At 45.7% G+C, this 22,916-nt stretch carries 18 protein-coding genes; 11 read left to right on the top strand and 7 right to left on the bottom strand.

The features are described from left to right. Positions 1–52 precede the first annotated feature (52 nt). Positions 53–1,666, bottom strand: coding sequence for a phosphoenolpyruvate carboxykinase (ATP) (gene pckA, locus HMPREF0671_RS05560; RefSeq protein WP_036897757.1), 1,614 nt, complete (start codon positions 1,664–1,666; stop codon positions 53–55). Between the two features lie 246 nt (positions 1,667–1,912). Here pckA and upp point away from each other — a divergent pair, with 246 nt between their 5' ends. Continuing rightward, the gene (gene upp / locus HMPREF0671_RS05555; RefSeq protein ID WP_036897755.1) at positions 1,913–2,572 is read left to right on the top strand and encodes a uracil phosphoribosyltransferase; all 660 of its coding nucleotides are present in this window, start codon (positions 1,913–1,915) and stop codon (positions 2,570–2,572) included. Positions 2,573–2,778: 206 nt separating this feature from the next. Then, positions 2,779–3,054: an HU family DNA-binding protein gene (locus HMPREF0671_RS05550; RefSeq protein ID WP_036897752.1), complete on the top strand. Its 276-nt coding sequence runs from the start codon at positions 2,779–2,781 to the stop codon at positions 3,052–3,054. 77 nt (positions 3,055–3,131) lie between these two features. Here HMPREF0671_RS05550 and xerA read toward each other — a convergent pair whose 3' ends face one another. After that, positions 3,132–4,055 carry a site-specific tyrosine recombinase/integron integrase gene (gene xerA, locus HMPREF0671_RS05545; RefSeq protein WP_036897750.1) on the bottom strand — a complete coding sequence of 308 codons (924 nt, stop codon included), beginning with the start codon at positions 4,053–4,055 and terminating at the stop codon, positions 3,132–3,134. Between the two features lie 613 nt (positions 4,056–4,668). Here xerA and rnr point away from each other — a divergent pair. Together rnr and HMPREF0671_RS05535 are read left to right on the top strand one after the other, a co-directional pair. Next, positions 4,669–6,864, top strand: a complete 2,196-nt coding sequence (gene rnr, locus HMPREF0671_RS05540) for a ribonuclease R (protein WP_036897747.1) — start codon at positions 4,669–4,671, stop codon at positions 6,862–6,864. Between the two features lie 108 nt (positions 6,865–6,972). After that, positions 6,973–8,967, top strand: a complete 1,995-nt coding sequence (locus HMPREF0671_RS05535; RefSeq protein WP_036897744.1) for a helix-hairpin-helix domain-containing protein — start codon at positions 6,973–6,975, stop codon at positions 8,965–8,967. On the opposite strand, the gene HMPREF0671_RS05530 is transcribed toward HMPREF0671_RS05535, so the two are convergent. Then, positions 8,964–11,243 (bottom strand): inorganic phosphate transporter, encoded by a 2,280-nt coding sequence (locus HMPREF0671_RS05530; RefSeq protein WP_052052863.1) that lies wholly within the window; start codon positions 11,241–11,243, stop codon positions 8,964–8,966. The two genes, HMPREF0671_RS05535 and HMPREF0671_RS05530, sit on opposite strands and share 4 nt — an antisense overlap. A gap of 429 nt (positions 11,244–11,672) precedes the next feature. On the opposite strand from HMPREF0671_RS05530, the gene HMPREF0671_RS05525 reads away from it, so the two are divergent. Together HMPREF0671_RS05525 and HMPREF0671_RS05520 are read left to right on the top strand one after the other, a co-directional pair. Next, positions 11,673–12,356: a response regulator transcription factor gene (locus HMPREF0671_RS05525; protein WP_036897792.1), complete on the top strand. Its 684-nt coding sequence runs from the start codon at positions 11,673–11,675 to the stop codon at positions 12,354–12,356. Between the two features lie 3 nt (positions 12,357–12,359). After that, positions 12,360–13,796: a cell wall metabolism sensor histidine kinase WalK gene (locus tag HMPREF0671_RS05520; protein ID WP_052052861.1), complete on the top strand. Its 1,437-nt coding sequence runs from the start codon at positions 12,360–12,362 to the stop codon at positions 13,794–13,796. A 35-nt stretch (positions 13,797–13,831) separates the two neighbouring features. On the opposite strand, the gene HMPREF0671_RS05515 is transcribed toward HMPREF0671_RS05520, so the two are convergent. After that, complete coding sequence (locus HMPREF0671_RS05515; protein WP_036897742.1) at positions 13,832–14,953, bottom strand: type II toxin-antitoxin system HipA family toxin; 1,122 nt, start codon at positions 14,951–14,953, stop codon at positions 13,832–13,834. Beyond that, positions 14,940–15,254 carry a helix-turn-helix domain-containing protein gene (locus HMPREF0671_RS05510; protein WP_036897740.1) on the bottom strand — a complete coding sequence of 105 codons (315 nt, stop codon included), beginning with the start codon at positions 15,252–15,254 and terminating at the stop codon, positions 14,940–14,942. The genes HMPREF0671_RS05515 and HMPREF0671_RS05510 overlap by 14 nt, the downstream gene beginning before the upstream one ends. Before the next feature lie 214 nt (positions 15,255–15,468). Between HMPREF0671_RS05510 and HMPREF0671_RS05505 the strand changes: the two genes are divergently transcribed. From HMPREF0671_RS05505 to HMPREF0671_RS05495, 3 genes are all read left to right on the top strand, one after another. Continuing rightward, positions 15,469–16,713 (top strand): peptidase U32 family protein, encoded by a 1,245-nt coding sequence (locus HMPREF0671_RS05505; RefSeq protein ID WP_036897737.1) that lies wholly within the window; start codon positions 15,469–15,471, stop codon positions 16,711–16,713. A 70-nt stretch (positions 16,714–16,783) separates the two neighbouring features. Next, positions 16,784–17,212: a SufE family protein gene (locus HMPREF0671_RS05500; RefSeq protein ID WP_036897734.1), complete on the top strand. Its 429-nt coding sequence runs from the start codon at positions 16,784–16,786 to the stop codon at positions 17,210–17,212. A 1-nt stretch (position 17,213) separates the two neighbouring features. After that, positions 17,214–17,756 (top strand): RNA methyltransferase, encoded by a 543-nt coding sequence (locus tag HMPREF0671_RS05495; RefSeq protein WP_036897731.1) that lies wholly within the window; start codon positions 17,214–17,216, stop codon positions 17,754–17,756. Between the two features lie 72 nt (positions 17,757–17,828). Here the strand turns inward: HMPREF0671_RS05495 and HMPREF0671_RS05490 are convergent, their stop codons facing one another. After that, entirely contained in the window at positions 17,829–19,769 is a 1,941-nt protein-coding gene (locus HMPREF0671_RS05490; RefSeq protein ID WP_036897729.1) for an LTA synthase family protein, read from the bottom strand. Between the two features lie 376 nt (positions 19,770–20,145). Continuing rightward, entirely contained in the window at positions 20,146–20,454 is a 309-nt protein-coding gene (locus HMPREF0671_RS05485) for a hypothetical protein (RefSeq protein ID WP_036897726.1), read from the bottom strand. 189 nt (positions 20,455–20,643) lie between these two features. Here HMPREF0671_RS05485 and HMPREF0671_RS05480 point away from each other — a divergent pair, with 189 nt between their 5' ends. Further along, on the top strand, positions 20,644–21,291 hold the full coding sequence (locus HMPREF0671_RS05480) for a DUF4294 domain-containing protein (RefSeq protein WP_036897723.1): 648 nt from the start codon (positions 20,644–20,646) through the stop codon (positions 21,289–21,291). 135 nt (positions 21,292–21,426) lie between these two features. Continuing rightward, positions 21,427–22,911: a cysteine--tRNA ligase gene (cysS, locus tag HMPREF0671_RS05475; protein WP_036897721.1), complete on the top strand. Its 1,485-nt coding sequence runs from the start codon at positions 21,427–21,429 to the stop codon at positions 22,909–22,911. Positions 22,912–22,916: the final 5 nt, after the last annotated feature.

Genomic DNA, 22,916 nt, shown 5'->3' with positions numbered 1-22,916 from the left:
AGGCACTCTCCCTGTGCAGGAGAGCGCCTCTTTATAATCGTGAATTACGAAATTACAGCTGAGGACCAGCAGCAACCAAAGCCTTACCAGCCTCGTTACCTTCGTACTTCTTGAAGTTCTTAATGAAACGAGCAGCCAAATCCTTAGCTTTCTCTTCCCACTGAGCTGCGTCAGCGTAAGTATCGCGAGGATCGAGGATACCGGTGTCAACACCTTCGAGCTGTGTAGGAACAGTGAAGTCGAAGAAAGGAATCTGCTTTGTAGGAGCCTCATTGATAGCACCACTCAAGATTCCATCGATGATACCACGTGTATCGCGGATAGAGATACGCTTGCCGGTACCGTTCCAACCTGTGTTAACGAGGTAAGCCTTAGCACCGTTCTTCTCCATCTTCTTAACCAACTCTTCAGCATACTTTGTAGGATGCAACTCCAAGAAAGCCTGACCGAAGCAAGCAGAGAATGTAGGAGTAGGCTCTGTGATACCACGCTCTGTACCTGCCAACTTAGCTGTGAAACCAGACAAGAAGTAGTACTGTGTCTGCTCAGGAGTCAAGATAGATACTGGAGGCAATACACCGAATGCATCTGCTGACAAGAAGATAACTTGCTTAGCTGCAGGAGCAGAAGATACAGGACGAACGATGTTATTGATGTGATTGATAGGATAAGATACACGAGTATTCTCGGTAGTGCTCTTATCTGCGAAGTCAATCTTACCGTTAGCGTCTACTGTTACGTTCTCCAACAATGCGTTACGACGGATAGCGTTGAAGATATCGGGTTCGCTTTCCTTATCAAGGTTGATAACCTTAGCGTAGCAACCACCTTCAAAGTTGAATACACCGTTGTCATCCCATCCGTGCTCGTCATCACCGATAAGGAGACGCTTCGGATCGGTAGACAATGTAGTCTTACCTGTACCAGACAGACCGAAGAAGATTGCTGTGTTCTCACCGTTCATATCTGTGTTAGCAGAGCAGTGCATAGAAGCCATACCCTTCAATGGCAAGAAGTAGTTCATCATAGAGAACATACCCTTCTTCATTTCACCACCGTACCATGTATTCAAAATAACCTGCTCCTTGCTTGTTACGTTGAAGACAACAGCAGTCTCTGAGTTCAGACCCAATTCCTTGTAGTTTTCAACCTTAGCCTTAGAAGCGTTATAAACGATGAAGTCTGGTTCCTGATCCAACTCTTCCTGATTTACAGGACGGATGAACATGTTTGTTACAAAGTGAGCCTGCCAAGCAACCTCAACAATGAAACGAACCTTCATGCGAGTATCCTTGTTAGCACCGCAGAAACCGTCTACAACGAACAGACGCTTGTTAGAAAGTTCTTTCTTAGCAAGTTCCTTTACCACAGCCCATGCTTCTTTTGTAGCAGGGTGGTTGTCGTTCTTGTACTCCTCAGATGTCCACCATACAGTGTCGTGAGAGTTTTCATCATCTACGATAAACTTATCCTTAGGAGAGCGACCAGTATAGATACCTGTCATCACGTTAACCGCGCCAAGCTCTGTTTCCTGACCTTTTTCAAAACCTACGAGACCTTCTTTTGTCTCTTCTTCGAACAATGTTTCGTAAGAAGGATTGTAAACAACTTCCGTTGTACCTGTAATACCGTACTTTTCAAGTACGCTCTTGTCAAACTTTGCCATTATATAAAATGTATTTTAAGTTGAAAAAAATATCTGCATTCAGATGTGGCAATTATCTTAAATACCGTGCGCAAAGATAACAAAAAAAACACCAATACAGCAATTTGCAGCCACAAAAAATCGTCAACCGCTTTTGCCGATTTGGTTAAAGATACTAAAATCCTTTGCCTACTGTTTACTTTTGCTATTCCGACGTGACATAATCGGGTGATTTTTCATAATTTTGCAAGCAAAAACACAAGCCTTATGGAAATTATTAACTTTTCAGACAAAAACAGTATCATCAACCAGTACATGGCCGAGATTCGCGATGTTGAATATCAGAAAAATCGTCTGCTCTTCCGCAACAACATCATGCGTATCGGAGAATTTGAAGCTTTTGAAATCTCCAAGACATTGAACTACGAGGCTAAAGACATTGCCACTCCCCTCGGCATTTCACGTATCAACGTCCCCACCGACAAGATCGTACTGGCCACTATATTCCGTGCAGGCTTGCCGTTCCACAATGGTTTCCTCAACATCTTCGACCATGCGGGCAATGCTTTCGTCAGTGCTTATCGCGAATATACCGACAGCGAGCACAAACAAGTGGGCATCCACGTAGAATATCTAGCAACTCCCAGCATCGACGAGAAGTGCCTTATCATCGCCGACCCGATGCTTGCCACCGGTGGTAGCATGGAATTGGGCTACAAAGCATTCCTCACCAAGGGTACACCGAAGCGCATTCATGTGGCTTGTGTCATAGCTACCCCCGAAGGCATTGAGCACATCCGCAACACATTCCCCGAAGACAAAACCACCATTTGGTGCGCAGCCATCGATCCGGGCTTGAACGAATATAAGTATATAGTACCCGGATTCGGTGATGCAGGCGACCTCTGCTACGGAGATAAACTGTAATTCGGCCTTTTCACAACAGTGGACTTTACAAGTAAAAAATAGGATAAAAGATTATCGAAAAGGCCTATTAACAGGCCTTTTTACACAATTTTTCAAAAAAAGCGAAATATTTTTCGCCTTTTTGTTTGATTTATGAAAGGTTTCTCCTATATTTGCCATGTATAAACGGAATATTTATAAATTATCATTTAATAAAAAACTGAATTATGAATAAGACAGAATTGATCGATCAGATTGCAGCTAAAGCTGGTTTGACAAAGGTTGATGCGAAGAAAGCATTGGAAGCTACTGTAGAAACTATCAAGGGTGCACTCGTTGCAGGTGATAAAATTCAGCTCGTAGGTTTTGGTACATTTAGTGTTAACGAGCGTCCTGCTCGTCAGGGTATCAACCCAGCTACCAAGCAGAACATTACTATCGCAGCTAAGAAAGTTGCTAAGTTCAAGGCTGGTGCTGAACTCGCTGATGCTGTAAACAAGTAATCTCAGCAGATTTCATCAAGAAATAAGAAGGGCAATCATCTTCATGATGGTTGCCCTTTTACTGTCTTATTCCTCTTTCATGACTCTTCATGATACTTCATATTGCGCGGATGATGATGCAAGATTTCCTCGCGTAGCGTGGTAGTGTCGATATGGGTGTAAATCTCCGTAGTACCAATATCCTCATGCCCCAGCATGGCTTGGATGGCACGCAGGTCGGCTCCACCCTTTAAAAGTGCCGTGGCAAAACTATGACGAAGCGTATGTGGCGAGATGGTTTTCTTAATTCCGGCCTCATCGGCTTGCCGCTTGATCATGATAAGAATCATCGTTCGCGTAAGATGGGCGCCTCGTCGATTCAAGAACACATAGTCTTCTTCACCCGGTTTTATCGTCATCAGGTTGCGGTCGTAAAACCATAGCTGCAGTTCTTTGACGGCTTTACCCGATATGGGCACCAGTCTTTCCTTATTCCCTTTACCTAATACGCGCACATACCCTTCTTCCAAGTAGAGTTGCGACAACTTCAATGTGACGAGTTCCGATACACGCAGCCCACAAGAGAACAACACTTCGATGATAGCCTTGTTGCGTTGCCCTTCCAGTTTCGACAGGTCGATGCTGCCTTCCAGCATATCCACCTCTTCCGTAGACAACACTTCGGGCAGATGTTTACCTATCTGTGGTGACTCTAACAATTCCGTAGGGTCGGCATCTATATAATCGTCCAGCACCAAAAAACGATAGAAAGAACGGATACCGCTAAGGATTCGCGCCTGCGACTTGGCCGAAATGGCTCGGTCGTGCAGGAAAGCCGTGAAGTTTTCCAGATTCTCCAACTTCATTTCCGTCAATTGTAAATCCTCCGCCCGTGCATAGTCTATCAACCATTGAAGGTCGTGCTGATAAGCCGCGATGGTATTTCCCGAATACCCTCGCTCCAGTTTCAGATAGCGCACATACGCCTTTACAATATCCACAGCAACTTTTTTCCCTGCCATATTTCGGTCATTAAGTATCTATTTATTATATGCCGGAATATAGAGACAGTATATACACCGCCTTACAAACCGTCTTTGGCTCAATACCAAACACACTTTCCGGCAACAAAGCCACTTACAAAGATAACAAAATATACGCGCAAAGAACCTTATTCGATGGTATAATTGATTCAGAAATATACCATTCCATATTCCTCACTATTCACCCTTGATCCACTGCAATGGCTTAGCAGCGATACTGCAAAGCCTAAACAACAATGCTGAAAGACCTAGGCAGCAGTGCTGCGGGGGCTTTGCAATTTGATGGTAGACGAGTTAACGAGTGGACAAGTAGACAAATTTAGAGTGAGAAGTGATGAGTTAGGAGTGAAAAGAGAAGAACAGTAGAGACGAAAAGTCTTCCATCTCACAAGCAAAATAAGCACAAATTATTAGCAAATCAATCATGGAAAGCGATGTACACATCGTCTTTGTAAAGCCAATATAGCAACCATCACTATACCAACCGATAATCCCGGTGTTTTCATCTTTTCATAATTAATTCATCGATATTACGATACCGTGTCGAAAATATTTTATAACTTTACCATCAGAACATAAAACTCATCACGATATGGGAAAAGGTAAAAAAGGCGGTAAACGCATGACAAAAAATCAACTATCGGAAAAGTTGATAGGTCTGTTTTCTTCTCAGCCTGAGAAGACATTAAGTTTTAAAGAGATATTTCGCATCCTGCGGTTGGATACCCACCCACTGAAGATGCTTGCTATAGATATTTTGGAGAGTTTGGCATGGGAAGATTATCTGACGCGTGTATCGGATAATTCATACAAACTCAATCTCAAAGGACAGGTTCAAGAGGGTACGTTCGTGCGCAAATCGAATGGTAAGAACTCGTTTATCCCCGATGACGGCTCGCTCCCCATCTTTGTTTCGGAGCGCAATTCCATGTCGGCACTCAACGGAGACCGCGTAAAAGTGTCTATCATGGCACGTCGGGCAAACCACATCAAAGAAGCACAGGTGATTGAAATCATCAGTCGTAAGAAAGATACCGTGGTGGGGAAACTGCGCGTAGAGAAAGATTTGGCTTTCCTCATAACGCAGGAAAACCTCTTCGTTCGAGATATTATCATCCCCAAACGTAAACTCAAAGGGGGCAAAACCAACGACAAAGCCATCGTTAAAATCAAACAGTGGCCCGACGCAGAACATAAGAATCTAGTGGGCGAAGTGATTGATGTGCTCGGCCAATCAGGCGATAACGACACGGAGATGAATACCATTCTCTCGCAATACGGCCTGCCCTATAAGTATCCGAAAGCCGTGGAAGAGGCAGCAGAGAAGATTAGCGGCGAGATAACGGAGCAAGATGAACGAGAGCGGGAAGACTTCCGCGACGTATTCACATGCACCATTGACCCCAAGGATGCAAAGGATTTCGACGACGCACTAAGCATCAAAAAGCTAGACAAGGGGCTTTGGCAGGTAGGTGTACACATTGCCGACGTGTCTCACTACGTCACCGAAGGCTCCATTATCGATAAGGAAGCCTACAAGAGAGCGACTTCCGTGTATCTCGTAGACCGCACAATCCCCATGTTGCCGGAACGCCTGTGCAACTTCATCTGTTCGCTTCGACCCGATGAAGACAAGTTGGCTTACAGCGTTATCTTTAATATGGACGAGGAAGGCGACGTGAAAACGCATCGCGTAGTACACACCATCATCCGCAGCAATCGCCGCTACGCCTACGAAGAGGTGCAGGAATTGCTGGAAGCCAACGGCGTGGTCGACGGCACAGGGGAGCCTGCTCCGAAAGCACCTAAGGGAGGATACAAGGGCGAAAATGCCGACAATCTCATCATGTTAGACCGATTGGCCAAGAAGTTAAGGGCTGCCCGCTTCAAAAACGGAGCCGTGAAATTCGACCGAGAGGAGTTGCATTTCGACATCGACGAGAAGGGTACACCTACGAAATGTTACTTCAAACGCTCGCACGATGCCAACAAACTCATCGAAGAATTTATGTTATTAGCCAACAGGACGGTGGCCGAAAGCATCGGAAAGGTAAAGAAAGGAGCCAAAGCCAAGACGCTCCCCTATCGTATCCACGACAATCCCGACCCACAGAAGTTGGAGGTATTGCGCGAATTTATCGTAAAATTCGGCTATCGTCTCAAGAGTAGTAGCACCAAAGGAGCTGCTGCCCGCAGCCTAAACAAGCTCATGGACGAGGTAGAAAGCAAACCCGAAGGCAAGCTCATACAGACCGTTGCTCTACGCGCCATGATGAAAGCGAAGTACAGCGTGCACAATATCGGGCACTTCGGATTGGCATTCGACTACTACACACACTTCACTTCGCCTATCCGTCGTTATCCCGATACGATGGTACATCGCCTCTTGACGCGCTATGCCGAAGGCGGACGAAGTGCCAACGAGAAACATTATGAGGAGTTCTGCGAGCACTGTTCGGACATGGAACAGATAGCCCAGAATGCTGAGCGCGACTCCATCAAGTACAAGATGGTCGAATTTATGGCCGATAAGTTGGGTAATGTGTACGACGCACATATCAGTGGAATCACCAGTTACGGCATTTATGCCGAGATAGACGAGAACCATTGCGAGGGTATGGTGCCTATGCGCGACCTCGGTGACGACTTCTATGACTTCGATGAACGCAACTTCTGCCTCGTAGGACGGCGTCGTCACCATAAGTATCAACTCGGTGATGCCATCAAAATACAGGTAGCTAAGGCCAATATAGAGAAAAAACAATTGGACTTTACGTTAGCAGAATAACCTCATTGTAGACGAATGGATGCTCATAGATAATTCTAACTTGAATGCAGAAATAATCACCCATGCATATTTAGAACAGAATATTCACTATCTAATACCTTCATATCTATGTGGAAACAAGGCATTCTAATGGCATGCCTGTCTCTTCATTTCCTTACCGGACAGGCACAAATGGCCGATGATTGGAAGACTTATTACGATGAAATCGGCACCTTAGAAGATGTAGAAATGGGCTCGTGGGAAGAGGCTTACGACGTGTTGAACGAGTTGGCAACCCACAAAATAAACCTCAACACAGCTACTCAACAAGATTTAGAACGCATCCCATTCCTCTCGGCACAGCAGATTGAAGAGATAGTGGCGTATATTTACCAGTACGCACCATTGCAAAGCGTGGACGAACTGGCCATGATTGAATCACTGGATGCGCCCCGTCGCCGACTTCTCCAGTGCTTCGTAGAAGTCAAACCCATCGAGCAAACCAGCTTCCCAACCCTCCGTAATATCCTCAAATATGGTAAACACGAACTCGTAGGATATGCCCGCATCCCACTATACAAACGCAAAGGCGATGACAAAGGGTATCTAGGCGACCCTCTCAAACACTGGATGCGCTACACATTCAACTACGGTCAGTACTTCAAGGTAGGATTGATAGGCGCCAAAGATGCCGGTGAACCTTTCTTCAAAGGGCATAATAGCAGTGGCTACGACTTCTATTCGGCCTACGCTCTCGTTAGAACAAAGGGGTTACTCAATACTCTTGTCGTGGGCAGATACCGTCTGCGATTCGGCATGGGACTTGTAATGAACAACGATTTCAGCTTCGGTAAACTGGGAACTTTGGCTACATTAGGCCGCAACACCGATCATATCTGTGGCCATGCATCACGCCTTGAGGCTAATTATCTGCAAGGAGCAGCCGTCAGACTAGCTCTTACAAAGCATACCTATGCGACAGCTTTCGCCTCATATCGCCCCATCGACGCTACCATGAACAAGGATAGCGTCACCATTGCCACTATTCTTGAAACCGGATATCATCGCACCCAGAGCGAGATGAACCGTCGTCGGAATGCCATGCAAGCCACTTTGGGCGCACGCTTGTATTGGAGTGATAAGGGATTCCACATGGGATTATCGGGTGTCTACACCTCTTTCAACCACCAACTGCGACCCGACACCGTCCTAACATATCGACGTTGGCGACCGCGCGGACGCCGTTTTTACAATTTAGGCATAGACTATGGTTATCAAAACCATCGACTCATGATTAGCGGAGAAACTGCTACAGGCGACTGTCATGCCCTTGCTACCCTCAATACCATAAGCTATCAGCTCCGCGATAACCTCACTCTTATCGCCTTGCAACGTTTCTATTCCTACCGTTATCATAATCTCTTTGCAACAAGTTTTAGCGAGACCGGCAACGTTCAAAACGAGAGTGGATACTACATTGGAGCCTCTTGGACACCCCTTAGAAACCTCAGTTTGATGTGGTATAGCGACTATGTTTCCATGCCATGGGCTCGCTATCGGGTTTCTAAATCATCTTACGCGTGGGACCATCTCGTGCAAGCCACCTATCTTTATCACTCTCTTAGCCTCAACGCCCGCTATCGTTGGCACCGCAAGCAATATGATAATGCGGACAAAACGAGGCTCATTCCCCAAACCGAACACCGTGCCCGACTATCAGCCACCTATACTTCCACCCATTGGAGGAATAGAATCCAGACCGATTTTACATATATAAAAAATCAGCAAACAGCCAAAGGCTGGATGCTGACAGATAACTTTAACTACCAATTAGGAGTCTTCAAGGCTGGCATACAAGTCGCTTGGTTCCACACCGACGGCTATATCAGCCGCGTATATACCTACGAACCGGGACTTCTCTACACCTTTTCTTTCCCTTCATTCTATGGACATGGCATGCGCTATGTAGCTCATGTGCAAGCCGATGTCACCTCTCGTCTACAGCTGATAGCCCAAGCCGGGCACACCAACTATTCCGATCGAGACCACATTTCCAGCGGATTGCAGCAGATAGACAGCCACTCACAGACCGATATCGACGTGCAAATGCGATGGAAATTCTAATCCATTTGCTCGTTTTGAGCGTAAGATGTGCCGGGCGCACCGATGAATTTGCGTGTCGCTCTCAACTGATGGCGCATCACACTTAGCAATTCCTGTGTCTCTTGGATAAGATTCAGGTAGACGATAGAGATTTGCAGATTCTTTGAATTCCTATCTTTCTGCATGCGGTCTATGTGCTTATGGCGCAACACGGAGAGTTCGTTCTTGCATCGGTCGGCCTCTTCCATCACGTCGCGATACCCATAATATCGACCCGTACTGATAAAACCGGCCGTTTGTTTCATCAGTTGATGAATGCTGTTCAATGCAGGTTGGAATTCATCAATATAACTTTGGGGCAACGGATTGAAATTGTTGTCCACATGTTCCTTTACTGGTTCGAGCATACGCTTCAGACAATAGATGTATTGCTGTGCACTATTGATACCTAGATAGAACCACGTATTGCGCTCCAAAGCCAACTCCTGCGGCACCAGATGCATCACTAATATCTCCTTCTTTCGATACTTTTTCAACATTTCCTGTTCTTTCTTAAGTGCACTTTGACTACTCCTTAGCTCGCTCATCTTTTGTTTTGACAACCCATCAAAGATATGCGTGTACTGCTCCAAGGCAAAGTTGGTCATACCGGCTTGCATCCTACTCACATGTTTCACCAGTAAATCCCACACTATCTCCGGGTCTTTGCTGCGCATCATCAGCTTGAACAACTCGTCTTCCTTATTCTCTTTCTCGCTGTCGCTAAACTTCTTGCTGCTTCTAATAAGCAGATAGATGACCAATCCCATAAAGGCTATCATCGCACCGATGCCTCCATAGAACATCACAAGCGTCACCAACATACAGCCAAGGAAGGCAACTCCCGCCGTCACAAACCATCCGCCAATCACCGAAAGCATACCCGTGATACGGAACACAGCACTCTCCCGTCCCCATGCACGGTCGGCCAAAGACGAGCTCATAGCCACCATAAAGGTCACATAAGTGGTAGACAAGGGTAGCTTCAGATTGGTTCCGATGATGATAAGCAATGCCGCCAACACCAAATTCACCGATGCACGCACCTCGTCAAAGGCTACTCCGGGAGCCAACACCACACCTTGATTGTCAAATCTGCCATCTATCCATCGACGGACCGACTGCGGTATCACGCGTTCCACGTTCTCCGAATAGTTCTGTGTCAAGCGAGCTATGCTGCGAGCAGCACGTGATGTGCCGAACATCTCATCGCCCTCGTCCTGTCTCGAAAGGTCTACACTGGTCTTAATCACATTGCGTGCCTTTTTCGAGGTAACCATCGAAAATATCATGATGAACGCCGCTATTGCGAGATAGAGCATCGGAGTCTTTGCCGAACCCTGTAACGACGCCATCAAAAAACTGTCGTTGGCACCACCACCATGCATCATATAGTCTTGAAACGAACTGAGACCAGCCAACGGAACACCGATAAAGTTCACCAAGTCGTTGCCTGCAAAGGCCATGGCCAACGCGAATGTACCGGCCAAGATGATGAATTTGAAGATGTTGACCTTGCACAAATGCAATATCTCCATTACCACCATACTCCCCAGAAACACCACTATCAGAAGCGTATGAATATGGGTATTGATGAAAGTCACCACACGTTGGTCGATGAACCAAGCCCCTCCCAATCCTTTTGCAAACACGAAATACGACAATGCCGTAACGGCAATGCCACCAAAGATAGCCACCGTGTAACGCAGATTCTCTTGATATTTAAAGGTGAATATCAAACGCGAAACCCACTGAACAATGTAACCGAAGACAAAAGCGACAGCCACCGACACGAAGATAGCGATGATAACGGTCAGCGCTTTCTCGGTATTCAACAGGTCGAATATCTGCAATTCACTGCCATGTACCATCTTCAAGATAGCCATAACAAACGTACCACCAAGCAATTCAAACACCATCGACACAGTGGTAGAGGTGGGCAAGCCCAGACTATTGAACATGTCGAGAATCACAACATCAGTCACCATCACGGCTAATAAGATGGTCATAACCTCGTGAAAGGTGAAGTTAGACGGATTCATGATGCCGTGTCGGGCAATATCCATCATGCCATTGCTCAACAAAGCACCTGCCAGCACACCCACCGAGGCTACTATCATGATGGTACGATAGCGAGCCACACGTGCACCGACGGCCGAATTGAGAAAGTTTACAGCATCGTTGCTGACACCCACCCATAAATCAAAGGATGCCAACAAAAACAGAAAGACAATAATAATCAGATAAATCAATTCCATAAGTCGATTTTATAATTTCTTGATGCAAAAGTAGTAGCCCCATGTTTCCAATTCTTTGCAACCTTATTACAATCATGTTACAAATGATAAATAGCACGGCAGAAAAGGCATATTCAGTTATTTTTCGATATATTTGCAACATCGTTGGGCTAACAACTTATTAAGTTGCCGACTCAATATAATCTTCCGCTCCTTGAGAGAAAGCCGAGGTGAGGTTATTGCAAGGCCACAGCAGCATCGCTGCAAAAGCCAGACAGCAATGCTGAAAAGGCGAGGCAGCAAAGTTGCAGAGGCTTTGCAGCCGAGTAATAGACAAGTAAACGAGTAGACAAGTAGAGCTGATTGAGGGGACAAACAAAAGAAATAAAAATGGCAAAGTGGCTAACAAGCCTCTCCTAACCGGTATATATACAATATAATATGGATACGATGAAGCAGAGAATTCTTGTGGTCGACGACGAGCGCGACCTATGTAAAATCCTTCAATTCAACCTTGAGAATGAGGGATTCAACGTAGATGTAGCCTATTCGGCCGAAGAAGTGCTGGCCAAAGAGTCGCTTGCAGACTACGACCTCATGATGCTAGACGTAATGATGGGAGAGATTTCGGGCTTCTCACTGGCTAAACGACTCAAACAAAACAGTGATACGAGGCGCATACCCATAATCTTCGTCACTGCCAAAGACACGGAGAACGATGCCGTAACCGGACTTACCATCGGTGCCGACGACTACATCACGAAACCTTTTTCGGTACGCGAGATGATTCTTCGAGTCAAAGCCGTACTACGACGAACAGCCGTTACCGCGACTCCCACCGACGAATTGATCAGCTATCACACCCTTCGCATCAATCTATCTGCCAAAAAAGTGGAGTTGGACGGTATGGAAATACCTTTCACTAAGACCGAGTTAGGCGTGCTCAGCCTACTTCTCAAGCACCGTGGACGGGTGTTCAGCCGACAAGAACTCATCACAAAGATATGGCCGAGTGACGTATTGGTGCTCGACAGAACGGTGGATGTGAACATCACACGTATTCGTAAAAAGATTGGAATCTATGCCAAACACATCGTCACTCGGCAGGGATTCGGTTATTGTTTTGAAGATTAAAAGATGCAACCATCCATAGACAAACCAACAGGAACAACCATCGGGCAGCGCATGTTTGTACTTGTGCTCACAGTCTTTGTGCTCGTTGTGGCGCTCTTATTATCCATGAACCATGTGGGAGAGAACCGGCATAAAGCCGAACTCATCAACCTACGACTGCAAGACTACAACGACCGCATGTACGAAGTACTGGAGTTGACGGGGAAAAATAATGAGGCAGCCATTGCCAAATACGTCAATACGCACCGCATCAATGGCATGCGCGTAACATTGATACGCCCATCGGGACGCATAGTCTTCGACAACGAGGTGAAAGACTATGCCCATATTCCCAACCATAAGAATCGTCGAGAGGTGGCCACAGCATTACGCCAAGGAAGCGGTTTCGACATCAATCGCAACAGCCAGACGCTGGGTCACAAGTATTTCTATTCGGCTACATATTATCCAAGCGACTCTCTTGTCATTCGTTCGGCACTGCCTTACGACAACAACATGCTTGATGGACTGGACGATAACATGCTCTATCTATGGCTATCGCTCTGTGCACTCATCGTCATCACGCTTGTACTCTATCGCTTTATCCACCGATTGAGCCGCAATGTGACGAAGTTACGCCTCTTCGCAAGCCGTGCCGACCGCAACGAAAGTCTTGATAGTGAAGACTTGGTACAATTCTCCAACGACGAATTAGGGGAAATATCAGAGTACATCATCAAGCTTTATAAACGGCTACAGCGTAGTAAAGAGGAGCAAGCCAACATGAGAAAGGAACTCACACAGAACATTGCGCACGAACTTAAAACACCTGCTGCCACCATCCAAGGGTACTTGGAGACCATCATAGCCAACCCCGATATGGATGCAAAAATAAAACAACAGTTCATCGAACGAAGCTATGCGCAGAGTCAACGGTTAGGTAGTTTGCTCGTAGATATATCTACGCTCAACAAGATGGACAATGTAGACAACAGGCCACAACAGCCAGTTGACTTCGACATTGCGACAATAGTACGCGGCATTGTAGACGAGACAGCACTCGAAAGACAGGAAAAGAACATGCTGTTCCACAACCAACTACCGCAACAACTGCCTTTCCGTGGCGACCAATCACTTGTCTACAGCATCTTCCGAAACCTCACCGACAACGCCATTGCGTACGCCGGAGAGGGTAAATGCATCACGCTTCATGTGGAAGTAACTCCGGATGAGTATGCGTTTACATTCAAAGACGACGGTGTAGGCATCCCTCCGCAACATCTATCTCGCATCTTTGAACGATTCTACAGGGTGGATAAAGGTCGCAGCAGAAAGCTCGGCGGCACCGGATTGGGACTCGCCATCGTCAAAAATGCAGTGATGATACATGGTGGAACCATCACCGTAGAGAACCTAGAAGAGGGAGGCGTGGCGTTTAAGTTCACCCTTTCGCGAGGTTGAGAAGCTAGAACTGCTTTCAACAACAATAGTCCGAATTACGGAAAAGGAAACTCATAATCCTTATTCTTAATTCGTTTTACCAATTCTCTGCCAATGGGTCTAACCTCATCAATAATTGATTCACACACTTTTTGAGGTATTTGAATTCTCATTCCTGCATTGATTAAATCTTCATCGGTAGGACTATCGGTATAACCAACCGTTGTTGCATGCGTCCCCAAAGAACTATCATGAGTCATATCGTAAGCAGGTGATAGCTTCCATTTGCCATCTATATATAGGAAAGAGAAGTTTCGTACATGGTCATCGAAGTTTTCTGAATAGTAATTGAATACCATCCTTCTGAATTGTTGTTCCACTTCTACATGATCCTGCGTAATATATCCCGTTAAAGCAAGGAGTGTATTGTAATCCATTTTAGGCAGATTGATACCCTCGTTCAGAAGCCCACTGGCCGTAACCATATGGATTCTATCTCCATTGGGGGCTATATCGAAACGTTCTTCACCAAAGTAGCGACCATTGAATAACCTAAATTGTAGGACAATGATTCCTGCTTTCTGCGCAGCTTTGTTATACATGTATTCTATAAGTCCCGCATCAAGAGGGTCATATGTTTGGCGAAACTTCACGATCCAACTTATTCCGTCTGCATTTAACAACACTTTGGGGCGAACACCACCGGAGTTTCCACTAGCCATATATAATCTTCCGGCATTCTTATCGCTCTTTTCAGAAAGCGCCTCTAGCGCCTCATGCTGTATCTTGTCAAGGTCTATGCTGTCTTCCGGTATTGATATTTTATTGTCAGGAACATAGCACAATGCTCCCATACCGGACGAACCGACGATACTTAGTTTCTGTAATGGATCTAGTTCCATGTAGTTGACACCATGTTTTCTTAGCTCTTTGGTCAACATATACTCTCCATAACCACCGGGTATGCTATCCTCAAACACGCCAAAGTTACCACCAAACGGTGTAAGTTCGGCTTCAAACAACTCTGGTATAAGCGGAAGTTTCAAGGGAGAGATGGAAAATCCGGTGTCAAGCCATTCTCTATCATATTGGAACAAACATGTCCCATTCGTCCCCATAGTCATTCTTCCCACAAGAATATGATGGTACATGACTTTCAAAGATTCAACCTTTCTCATCGGTTCCTCTCTTTCTACTTTTATTTTTGTTGATCTTTACCATCTCATCAAGGCTATTATACTTGGGCTTAGACATGACTTCCATCAGTTCCTGAGCATACCCTAAGGCACGACCTATCTTTACAAAACTGCCCAAAGAGATCTCACCGGTATGTTCAAAACGCTGTATGGTAGACAAAGGTACACCACTAAGGTCGGACAAAGCCTTTTGTGACATATTCTTTTCCAGCCTACGTAGCCTGCAACACTCTGATAGTCTTCGCTGAATATCGTCACTTGAAATCGGTTCAAAGATATACATATATTACAATTTATATATTAGTTACTATACCTAATATTCTTATTTTATAACTTATATATTAGTTATTACAAATATACACAAAAGACTTATAAGAGTCAAATATTTCTTCTTATTTCTAGATACAATCTCTATATGTGATTTTACAAGCCCCTCTTACAGTCAACTATCTGCAAATTAATGCTCATTTATCATTGATTTACAGTACCTTTGCAGCATGGATAAGAATATATCAGATTATGAAATAATGGCTCCGGTGGGCTCGCGAGAATCGCTCGCAGCAGCTATTCAGGCCGGTACAGACTCCGTTTACTTCGGCATCGGACAGTTGAACATGCGCTCACATTCGGCCAATCACTTCACCATAGACGACTTACGAGAGATTGCAGCAACGTGTAATGAGCACGGTATCAAAACCTATCTCACGGTAAACACAGTCATCTACGACGAGGATATAGCCACAATGCACGAGATAATAGACGCTGCCAAAGAGGCCGGAATATCGGCTGTTATCGCTTCAGACGTAGCAGTAATGGCCTATTGTAATGAAATTGGCGAGGAAGTTCACCTGTCTACTCAACTCAATATATCGAATACGGAGGCTTTAAAGTTCTATGCTCGGTTTGCAGACGTATCGGTATTGGCTCGCGAACTGAAAATGGAACAGGTGAAATACATCCACGAACAAATAGTCGAACAGAATATTTACGGTCCGCTAGGCAAGCCCGTTCGTATCGAAATGTTCTGTCATGGTGCACTATGTATGGCTGTTTCGGGCAAATGTTACATGAGTCTTCACGATGCAAATCGCTCAGCCAACCGCGGCCAATGCGTACAAATATGCCGCCGTTCGTATACTGTAACCGACAACGAAACGGGAAAACAGCTAGAGATAGACAATAAATACATCATGAGTCCAAAGGACTTGAAAACCGTACGCTTCGTAGATAAGATGATGGATGCGGGTGTTCGGGTGTTCAAAATCGAAGGACGTGCGCGTGGCCCCGAATATGTGTACACCGTAGTAAAATGCTATAAAGAGGCCATACAGAGCGTTCTTGATGGCACTTTCACCGAAGAGAAGAAGGACGAATGGGACAAACGACTCGCAACCGTGTTCAACCGCGGCTTCTGGGATGGCTATTATCAAGGCCAGACAATGGGTGAATGGACCAAGAATTACGGTAACAAGGCCACACAGAAGAAAATACTTGTAGGCAAAGTAACCAAGCACTTCGCAAAGATAGGGGTAGCCGAGATTGCCGTGGAAGCCACTACATTCAACGTAGGAGACAAGTTACTCATCACCGGACCGACTACCGGAGCCATGTATCTTGATGCTACAGAGATACGTTATGACCTGAAACCCGTAGAGAAAGCAGAACAGGGATGGCGTATTTCCATCCCCGTACCCGACAAAGTGCGCCCCAATGACAAGCTGTTTAAGCTGGTAGAAGGGTGACTCTATATGCTCTAAAACATCATAAAAGAGCCATATAAAATATACAGAATAAGGATATTAGCAAACAAATATGACTATCAACGAATTGCAAGACGAAGTCATTGCGGAGTTTGAAGACTTCACCGACTGGATGGATCGATACCAAATGCTCATCGACCTAGGCAATGATTTGGAAGTATTAGACAATCAATATAAAACAGAAAGCAACCTTATCAATGGTTGTCAAAGCCGTGTGTGGGTGCAATGCGACTATACAGACGGGCTCATCAAGCTCACAGCAGACAGCGATGCGCTCATCGTCAAAGGCATCATAGCCCTGTTGATTCGCGTATTAAGCAATCATACACCGACCGAGATACTCGATGCCGACCTGTATTTCATCGACCGTATCGGGCTGCGCGAGCATCTCTCGCCCACCCGTAGCAATGGTTTGCTCTCAATGATTAAGCAGATTCGCATGTACGCATTGGCTTATAAAACTAAGGAGGAACAGCAGTAAAATGCGCAAGCTCAAGACGATAGAGATGCAACGACTCACGGTCGACGAGTTCAAAGAGGCCGAAAAGCTACCTCTGATAGTGGTTCTCGACGACGTAAGATCGCTGTATAATGTAGGAAGTGTGTTTCGTTCATGCGACGCTTTCCGTGTAGAGGCAGTCTATCTGTGCGGTATCACGGCCACACCTCCCAATGCCGAGATTCACAAAACGGCTCTTGGCGGTGAAGACAGTGTGGATTGGAAATACTTCCCTAGCGCGATTGAGGCCGTCGAAGCCCTCCACCGCGATGGCTATTATATATATGGTATCGAGCAAGTTGAGGGTTCTGTAAAATTACAAGACCTATCGTTAGACCGTCAAGGCAAATATGCCGTAGTCTTCGGAAACGAGGTTAAGGGCGTAGCTCAGGCTGTTATCGACCGTTGCGACAGCTGTCTGGAGATTCCACAGTTTGGTACCAAGCATTCGCTCAACGTGAGTGTGACTACCGGTATCGTCGTTTGGGAGTTTGCCCGCCACCTCATCTTGGATTCCTATAAATAGACATCAACTTACAAGAAAGCCTATCAAGCTCCACCCATATCCCCCTTTGCCCACTGCATTGGGGGATTTTTGTTATCTTCGACCATCACCTCGGCGGTAGATATATTCCGCCGTTTGAATCATAGCCTTGGCATATTCTTCGAGCGATTCATAGGCTTTGGTCTTTGCCACAGCCTTTTGCTGACTGTCATAACAAAAACTTTTCTGAATCTTCGGGGCATAGACATAACGTCGCGAAGCATCTCTCCCCACGATTTGGTTATCGGCAGAATAGAACACATGGTCTCTTTTCGTCTTTAAAAGATTGACACCAAAGCCATCATAAGCATAACTCATGTTCAGCATACCAAGCAAAGTAGGCATTACATCAACTTGCATACCTAGCCCATCATATACTTGCGGCTTTACGTCCGCACCGAAAATCATCAGTGGAATATGGTTGTAGCTTTCTGGCAATTCACTATTATCCATGCCAACCATCTTACCGTGATCGGCCAAAACGACGAATATTGTGTTCTTATACCATGCCTCCCGGCTCGCTTTACGCAAGAAATCGCCAACAGCCCAGTCGGCATACTCCACTATTTGCGACTCCGGTTCGCTGGTATGCGGCTTGAAGAACGATGGAATAATATAAGGTGGATGGTTGCTAATAGTGAGAAGCGTCGCCATAAAGGGTTTGCCCGTAGCCGCCTGACGGTTGATAACGGGCAGCGCATACTGGAACAAATAGTGGTCGGACACGCCGAAACTGTTCACTACCTCGCTCTTCGGATAGTTCTCTTGCGAATAAATTTCATCATATCCGTTGGTAGAGAAGAAGGCTTTCATGTTGTCGTACTGTGCCTCATGAGTCATAAAAAACATATTATGGTAACCCTCTCGCTTCAGTACCGTGGGAATTCCGTCGCGCCGGGGAGTCACCGTACCCTTCATCAGGTTCCTAAACATCAGCGCAGGAAAGGAATATAGCGTTGCCGTCATACCGTGGTTCGTGTGGATTCCGGCACTATAGAAGCGGTTGAATGTCAACGAATGATGATAGAGCGAGTCTAGCGTGGGTGTGAGATGTTGGCCGTTACCGAACGATTCAAGTAGTGGTGCCGACATCGACTCCATCAGAATAATAACCACATTGTATTTCTTGACAACACCATCAGCCTTGACATACCGACGCAAAACGTGCGTACTATCCACCTTACCATCGATTCCCAAACTGTTACGAGCTATCGTAATGGCCTTATTATAAGGCATCAAATGCAACTCTCGGTTCTCACTTCTCATGTCGTCCAGTGCACTTGTAAGCAAATTAAACGCCGGATTGATGCCCAACTGATTGAGGAAAGCATCGTTACAGTAATAAGCCTGACTGATTTTAATAGGGTTATACCCTATCCGGCCACGTATGCCAAAAACACAAAGTCCACCGACCAACAGCAGCACAACGGTACGTAAACTGCATGAGACGATGCCTATACGCGAAACAGGAAGCGTTTGTAACCGTTGATACCAATACTTCTCCAGCTTCAACCCTGCCCACCAAAACAGACCAGCAACGACAAAGAATAACGCAATATGGACGAGATAACTCTTCTCTTCGACCAACATACCGGCCGTAGTGCCCGTATAAGAGAACCATTCAAAAATAGACGAGTTGATATTCTTAGAGAAATACTGGAAATAAGGAGTATTGGCAGCTGACACAGCCAATGCCAATGTCATCAACACACCGTACCAAATGGTGACCGACCGATACGTCCATCGACGACGAAAACCCACAATGGCACTGCCCAACAAGAAGACAATAGGCAACAAAGAGATATAACAAAGGATGACATTGTCGAACCATAGGCCGCGAACAAAGGCTATCATCGGGTTGGCTTCGCCCGTACAGAGATGGCGTAAGAACAAAAACTCGATGAGTCTGAAAGCACTTAGACACAGCAATCCCAACACATGTATCGTAACAAGATATAAGAGCGAAATACTAGTTTGTCGATTTTTACTGAACATGATAGATTCTTTTGATTGACAAGTCTTACCGACTTACAATCTACGAAGGTACACATTATCAACGAAAAAACGACTGTCAGAATCCCAAAAAGCTCCTATCAATCTTGAAAACTCACTATTCTTCACTCCTAATAAGTCTACTTGTTTACCCATCTATCAGTCTATTAACCGACTGCAAGGTCTTTTCAGCATCGCTGCATCAACGTGGCAACAAAATTGCTGAGCCCAGACAGCAATGCTGCCAATAGCTTGCAGCAACCTCACCCCACCCCTCTCCCAAGGAGAGGAAGGAGTATATGGAAAGGAAAGGTGATGAATTAGTGTAGTCACCCTTCCTTTCTGGAAACAAGAAATAGGTAAGAATAAAAGCTTACCGTTAGAAGTTGACACCGAAAGTAAGATTGAATGTACCGGTATGCGTATCTTCGAAGTCGTCTTTACCGACGTTAGCTAACCCGACATCGTAGCTCGCTTCTAAATAAAGCATTTGGAATCCAAGTCCGCATCCTACCTTGATACCACCATCGAAACGATTGAAGTTGTCGTTGTAATCCTCACTGAAGCCAGGATAAGCAGCACGCTTACGTGGCGGAATGGGGCGTCCGTCAGGGTAATACTGTGCCTTGACCGGCATGGTGCACAATAACAAGAGGGCCGATAATGATAAAAGAATGTAATGTTTCATAAGTCTCTAATTGTTTGGTTTCTAAGGCAAATGTACGTAATCATGGGCAAAGCGAACAGGGAGAAAAGCCTATTTGGCAGAGGATTTTCCCTAAAATGCAACTGTAGGACCGGGCTGTATGGCGCGTAAAAGGAAAATTAGCAGGCTAAATTTCACCGATTCCGAAAATATAACTACTTTTGCTTTGCGATGAAACTACGTATCAACATACTGTGCATATTCATCTGTTTGTGCCACATTTCGGCGTTGGCACAGAACGATGGAGCAGTTCGTGTCAATCCCGAAGATCGAGTGGTGGATATGGACAATCCCACTTTCGTGCCGATGGTGAAAGTGGGTAAGGTGATGAAAGATGGTGATTCCATCCAGTATGTAGAGTTGAACAATATCTATGTGTACCCTGTGCCGGTGTTTACAAATGCACGTCAACGCGTAGCTTACAACCGCTTGGTGGCCAATGTGAAAAAGGTTTTGCCCATAGCCAAGGAAGTGAACCGTATCATTATCGAAACAGGCGACTATCTGGAAACACTCCCTAACAAGCGTGCCCGCGACGCGCACATGAAGATAGTAGAGAAAAGTTTGAAGGAAGAGTACGGGCCACGCATGAAGAAACTCTCGTATACACAGGGTAAACTCTTGATAAAACTAGTCTATCGCGAATGCAACAGCTCGTCGTACAACCTTATCCAAGCCTTTCTCGGTCCTATTCGTGCCGGCTTTTGGCAAGCTTTTGCGTGGGCTTTCGGTGCTAGTCTGATGAAGCAATACGATGGCGATGGCGTGGACAGAGTGACCGAACGAATCGTCAGACAGGTTGAGGCGGGACAATTGTGAAAAACGTTTGTGTTTTATTTTCCTATTTCTAGCGTTTGCATTACCTTTGTAGAAGCTAAGCGACACTCGGCAATTTAAAAGTGAACTTTCATTGCGCTCATTTGCATTACCTTTGTAAAAGCTAAATATTACAATATGGAACAGAAGTTTTTTATCTATAATACTCTTTCTCGGAGGAAAGAGATTTTCAAGCCATTGCATGCTCCTAACGTGGGAATGTATGTGTGTGGACCGACCGTTTATGGCGACCCACATTTGGGACATGCTCGTCCTGCCATCACGTTCGACCTGCTTTTCCGCTATCTGAAGCACCTCGGCTATAAGGTACGCTACGTGCGTAACATCACCGATGTGGGACACTTGGAACACGATGCCGACGAAGGCGATGACAAGATTGAGAAGAAAGCACGTCTGGAACAGCTCGAACCAATGGAGATAGCGCAGCATTATACCAATCGTTATCACCAAGCGATGGATGCACTCAACGTGCTTCCGCCCAGTATCGAGCCGCATGCCACCGGGCATATCATCGAACAGGAAGAACTGGTAAAAGAGATCTTGAACAATGGATATGCTTATGAAAGCAATGGTTCTATCTATTTCGATATAGAGAAATACAACAAAGACCATAAATACGGTATTCTTTCAGGGCGCAACCTCGATGATGTCATCAACAACAGTCGCGAACTTGACGGCGTGGGAGAGAAGCGTAATCAGGTGGACTTTGCTTTGTGGAAGAAAGCACAACCCGAACATATCATGCGTTGGCCGAGTCCGTGGGGCGACGGTTTCCCCGGTTGGCACTGCGAATGTACGGCTATGGGACGTAAATATCTAGGCGAACACTTCGATATTCACGGTGGTGGAATGGACTTGGTATTCCCACATCACGAGTGCGAGATTGCTCAAGCGGTGGCTAGTCAGGGCGACCAAATGGTACATTACTGGATGCACAACAACATGATAACCATCAATGGACAGAAGATGGGTAAGAGTCTAGGTAACTTCATTACGCTCGAACAGTTCTTCACGGGCAATCATGAGAGTCTGGAGAAGGCTTTCTCGCCCATGACTATACGCTTCTTCATCCTCTCAGCCCACTATCGTGGCACGGTAGACTTCTCTAACGAAGCGCTCATTGCCAGTGAGAAAGGACTCAATAAGTTGATGAATGGTATCGCAGATTTGAGTCGTGTACAGGCCGGAAACGAGAGTGATGCATCAACAAAAGCCTTTGTTGCAGGATTTCGCCAACAGTGCTACGATGCCATGAACGACGATTTACAGACACCAGTGGTTATCAGTCATCTGTTCGAAGCATGTCATTTGATTAACATTCTGCTCGACCATAAAGCGCAAATCAGCGGTAAAGACCTTACGGAATTGGCCGACACGATGAATCTCTTTGCCTTTGAACTGCTAGGATTGAAGAATGAGCACGCTTCTAACAACGATGTACGAGAGGCTGCTTTCGGCAAGGTGGTAGATATGGTATTGGAACTTCGCAAGAAAGCTAAGGACAATAAAGACTGGTCAACAAGCGACCAAATACGCGATGCACTTGCTGCTGCCGGCTTTGAAATAAAAGATACCAAGGACGGAGTGACTTGGAAGTTGTAAGAAGA

The organism is Prevotella sp. S7 MS 2 (assembly GCF_000762865.1).
GTDB lineage: Bacteria > Bacteroidota > Bacteroidia > Bacteroidales > Bacteroidaceae > Prevotella.
This window is presented reverse-complemented; position numbering and strand designations above follow the sequence as displayed.

Excerpts from the sequence above, each read along its gene's own strand:
- HMPREF0671_RS05535 (WP_036897744.1), top strand. The coding sequence starts at position 6,973 with ATGTGGAAACAAGGCATTCTAATGGCATGCCTGTCTCTTCATTTCCTT.
- HMPREF0671_RS05495 (WP_036897731.1), top strand. The coding sequence starts at position 17,214 with ATGCGCAAGCTCAAGACGATAGAGATGCAACGACTCACGGTCGACGAG.
- HMPREF0671_RS05505 (WP_036897737.1), top strand. The coding sequence starts at position 15,469 with ATGGATAAGAATATATCAGATTATGAAATAATGGCTCCGGTGGGCTCG.
- rnr (WP_036897747.1), top strand. The coding sequence starts at position 4,669 with ATGGGAAAAGGTAAAAAAGGCGGTAAACGCATGACAAAAAATCAACTA.
- HMPREF0671_RS05530 (WP_052052863.1), bottom strand. The coding sequence starts at position 11,243 with ATGGAATTGATTTATCTGATTATTATTGTCTTTCTGTTTTTGTTGGCA.
- pckA (WP_036897757.1), bottom strand. The coding sequence starts at position 1,666 with ATGGCAAAGTTTGACAAGAGCGTACTTGAAAAGTACGGTATTACAGGT.
- xerA (WP_036897750.1), bottom strand. The coding sequence starts at position 4,055 with ATGGCAGGGAAAAAAGTTGCTGTGGATATTGTAAAGGCGTATGTGCGC.
- HMPREF0671_RS05510 (WP_036897740.1), bottom strand. The coding sequence starts at position 15,254 with ATGTATATCTTTGAACCGATTTCAAGTGACGATATTCAGCGAAGACTA.
- HMPREF0671_RS05550 (WP_036897752.1), top strand. The coding sequence starts at position 2,779 with ATGAATAAGACAGAATTGATCGATCAGATTGCAGCTAAAGCTGGTTTG.
- upp (WP_036897755.1), top strand. The coding sequence starts at position 1,913 with ATGGAAATTATTAACTTTTCAGACAAAAACAGTATCATCAACCAGTAC.
- HMPREF0671_RS05480 (WP_036897723.1), top strand. The coding sequence starts at position 20,644 with ATGAAACTACGTATCAACATACTGTGCATATTCATCTGTTTGTGCCAC.
- HMPREF0671_RS05520 (WP_052052861.1), top strand. The coding sequence starts at position 12,360 with ATGCAACCATCCATAGACAAACCAACAGGAACAACCATCGGGCAGCGC.
- HMPREF0671_RS05525 (WP_036897792.1), top strand. The coding sequence starts at position 11,673 with ATGAAGCAGAGAATTCTTGTGGTCGACGACGAGCGCGACCTATGTAAA.
- HMPREF0671_RS05515 (WP_036897742.1), bottom strand. The coding sequence starts at position 14,953 with ATGAGAAAGGTTGAATCTTTGAAAGTCATGTACCATCATATTCTTGTG.
- cysS (WP_036897721.1), top strand. The coding sequence starts at position 21,427 with ATGGAACAGAAGTTTTTTATCTATAATACTCTTTCTCGGAGGAAAGAG.
- HMPREF0671_RS05500 (WP_036897734.1), top strand. The coding sequence starts at position 16,784 with ATGACTATCAACGAATTGCAAGACGAAGTCATTGCGGAGTTTGAAGAC.
- HMPREF0671_RS05490 (WP_036897729.1), bottom strand. The coding sequence starts at position 19,769 with ATGTTCAGTAAAAATCGACAAACTAGTATTTCGCTCTTATATCTTGTT.
- HMPREF0671_RS05485 (WP_036897726.1), bottom strand. The coding sequence starts at position 20,454 with ATGAAACATTACATTCTTTTATCATTATCGGCCCTCTTGTTATTGTGC.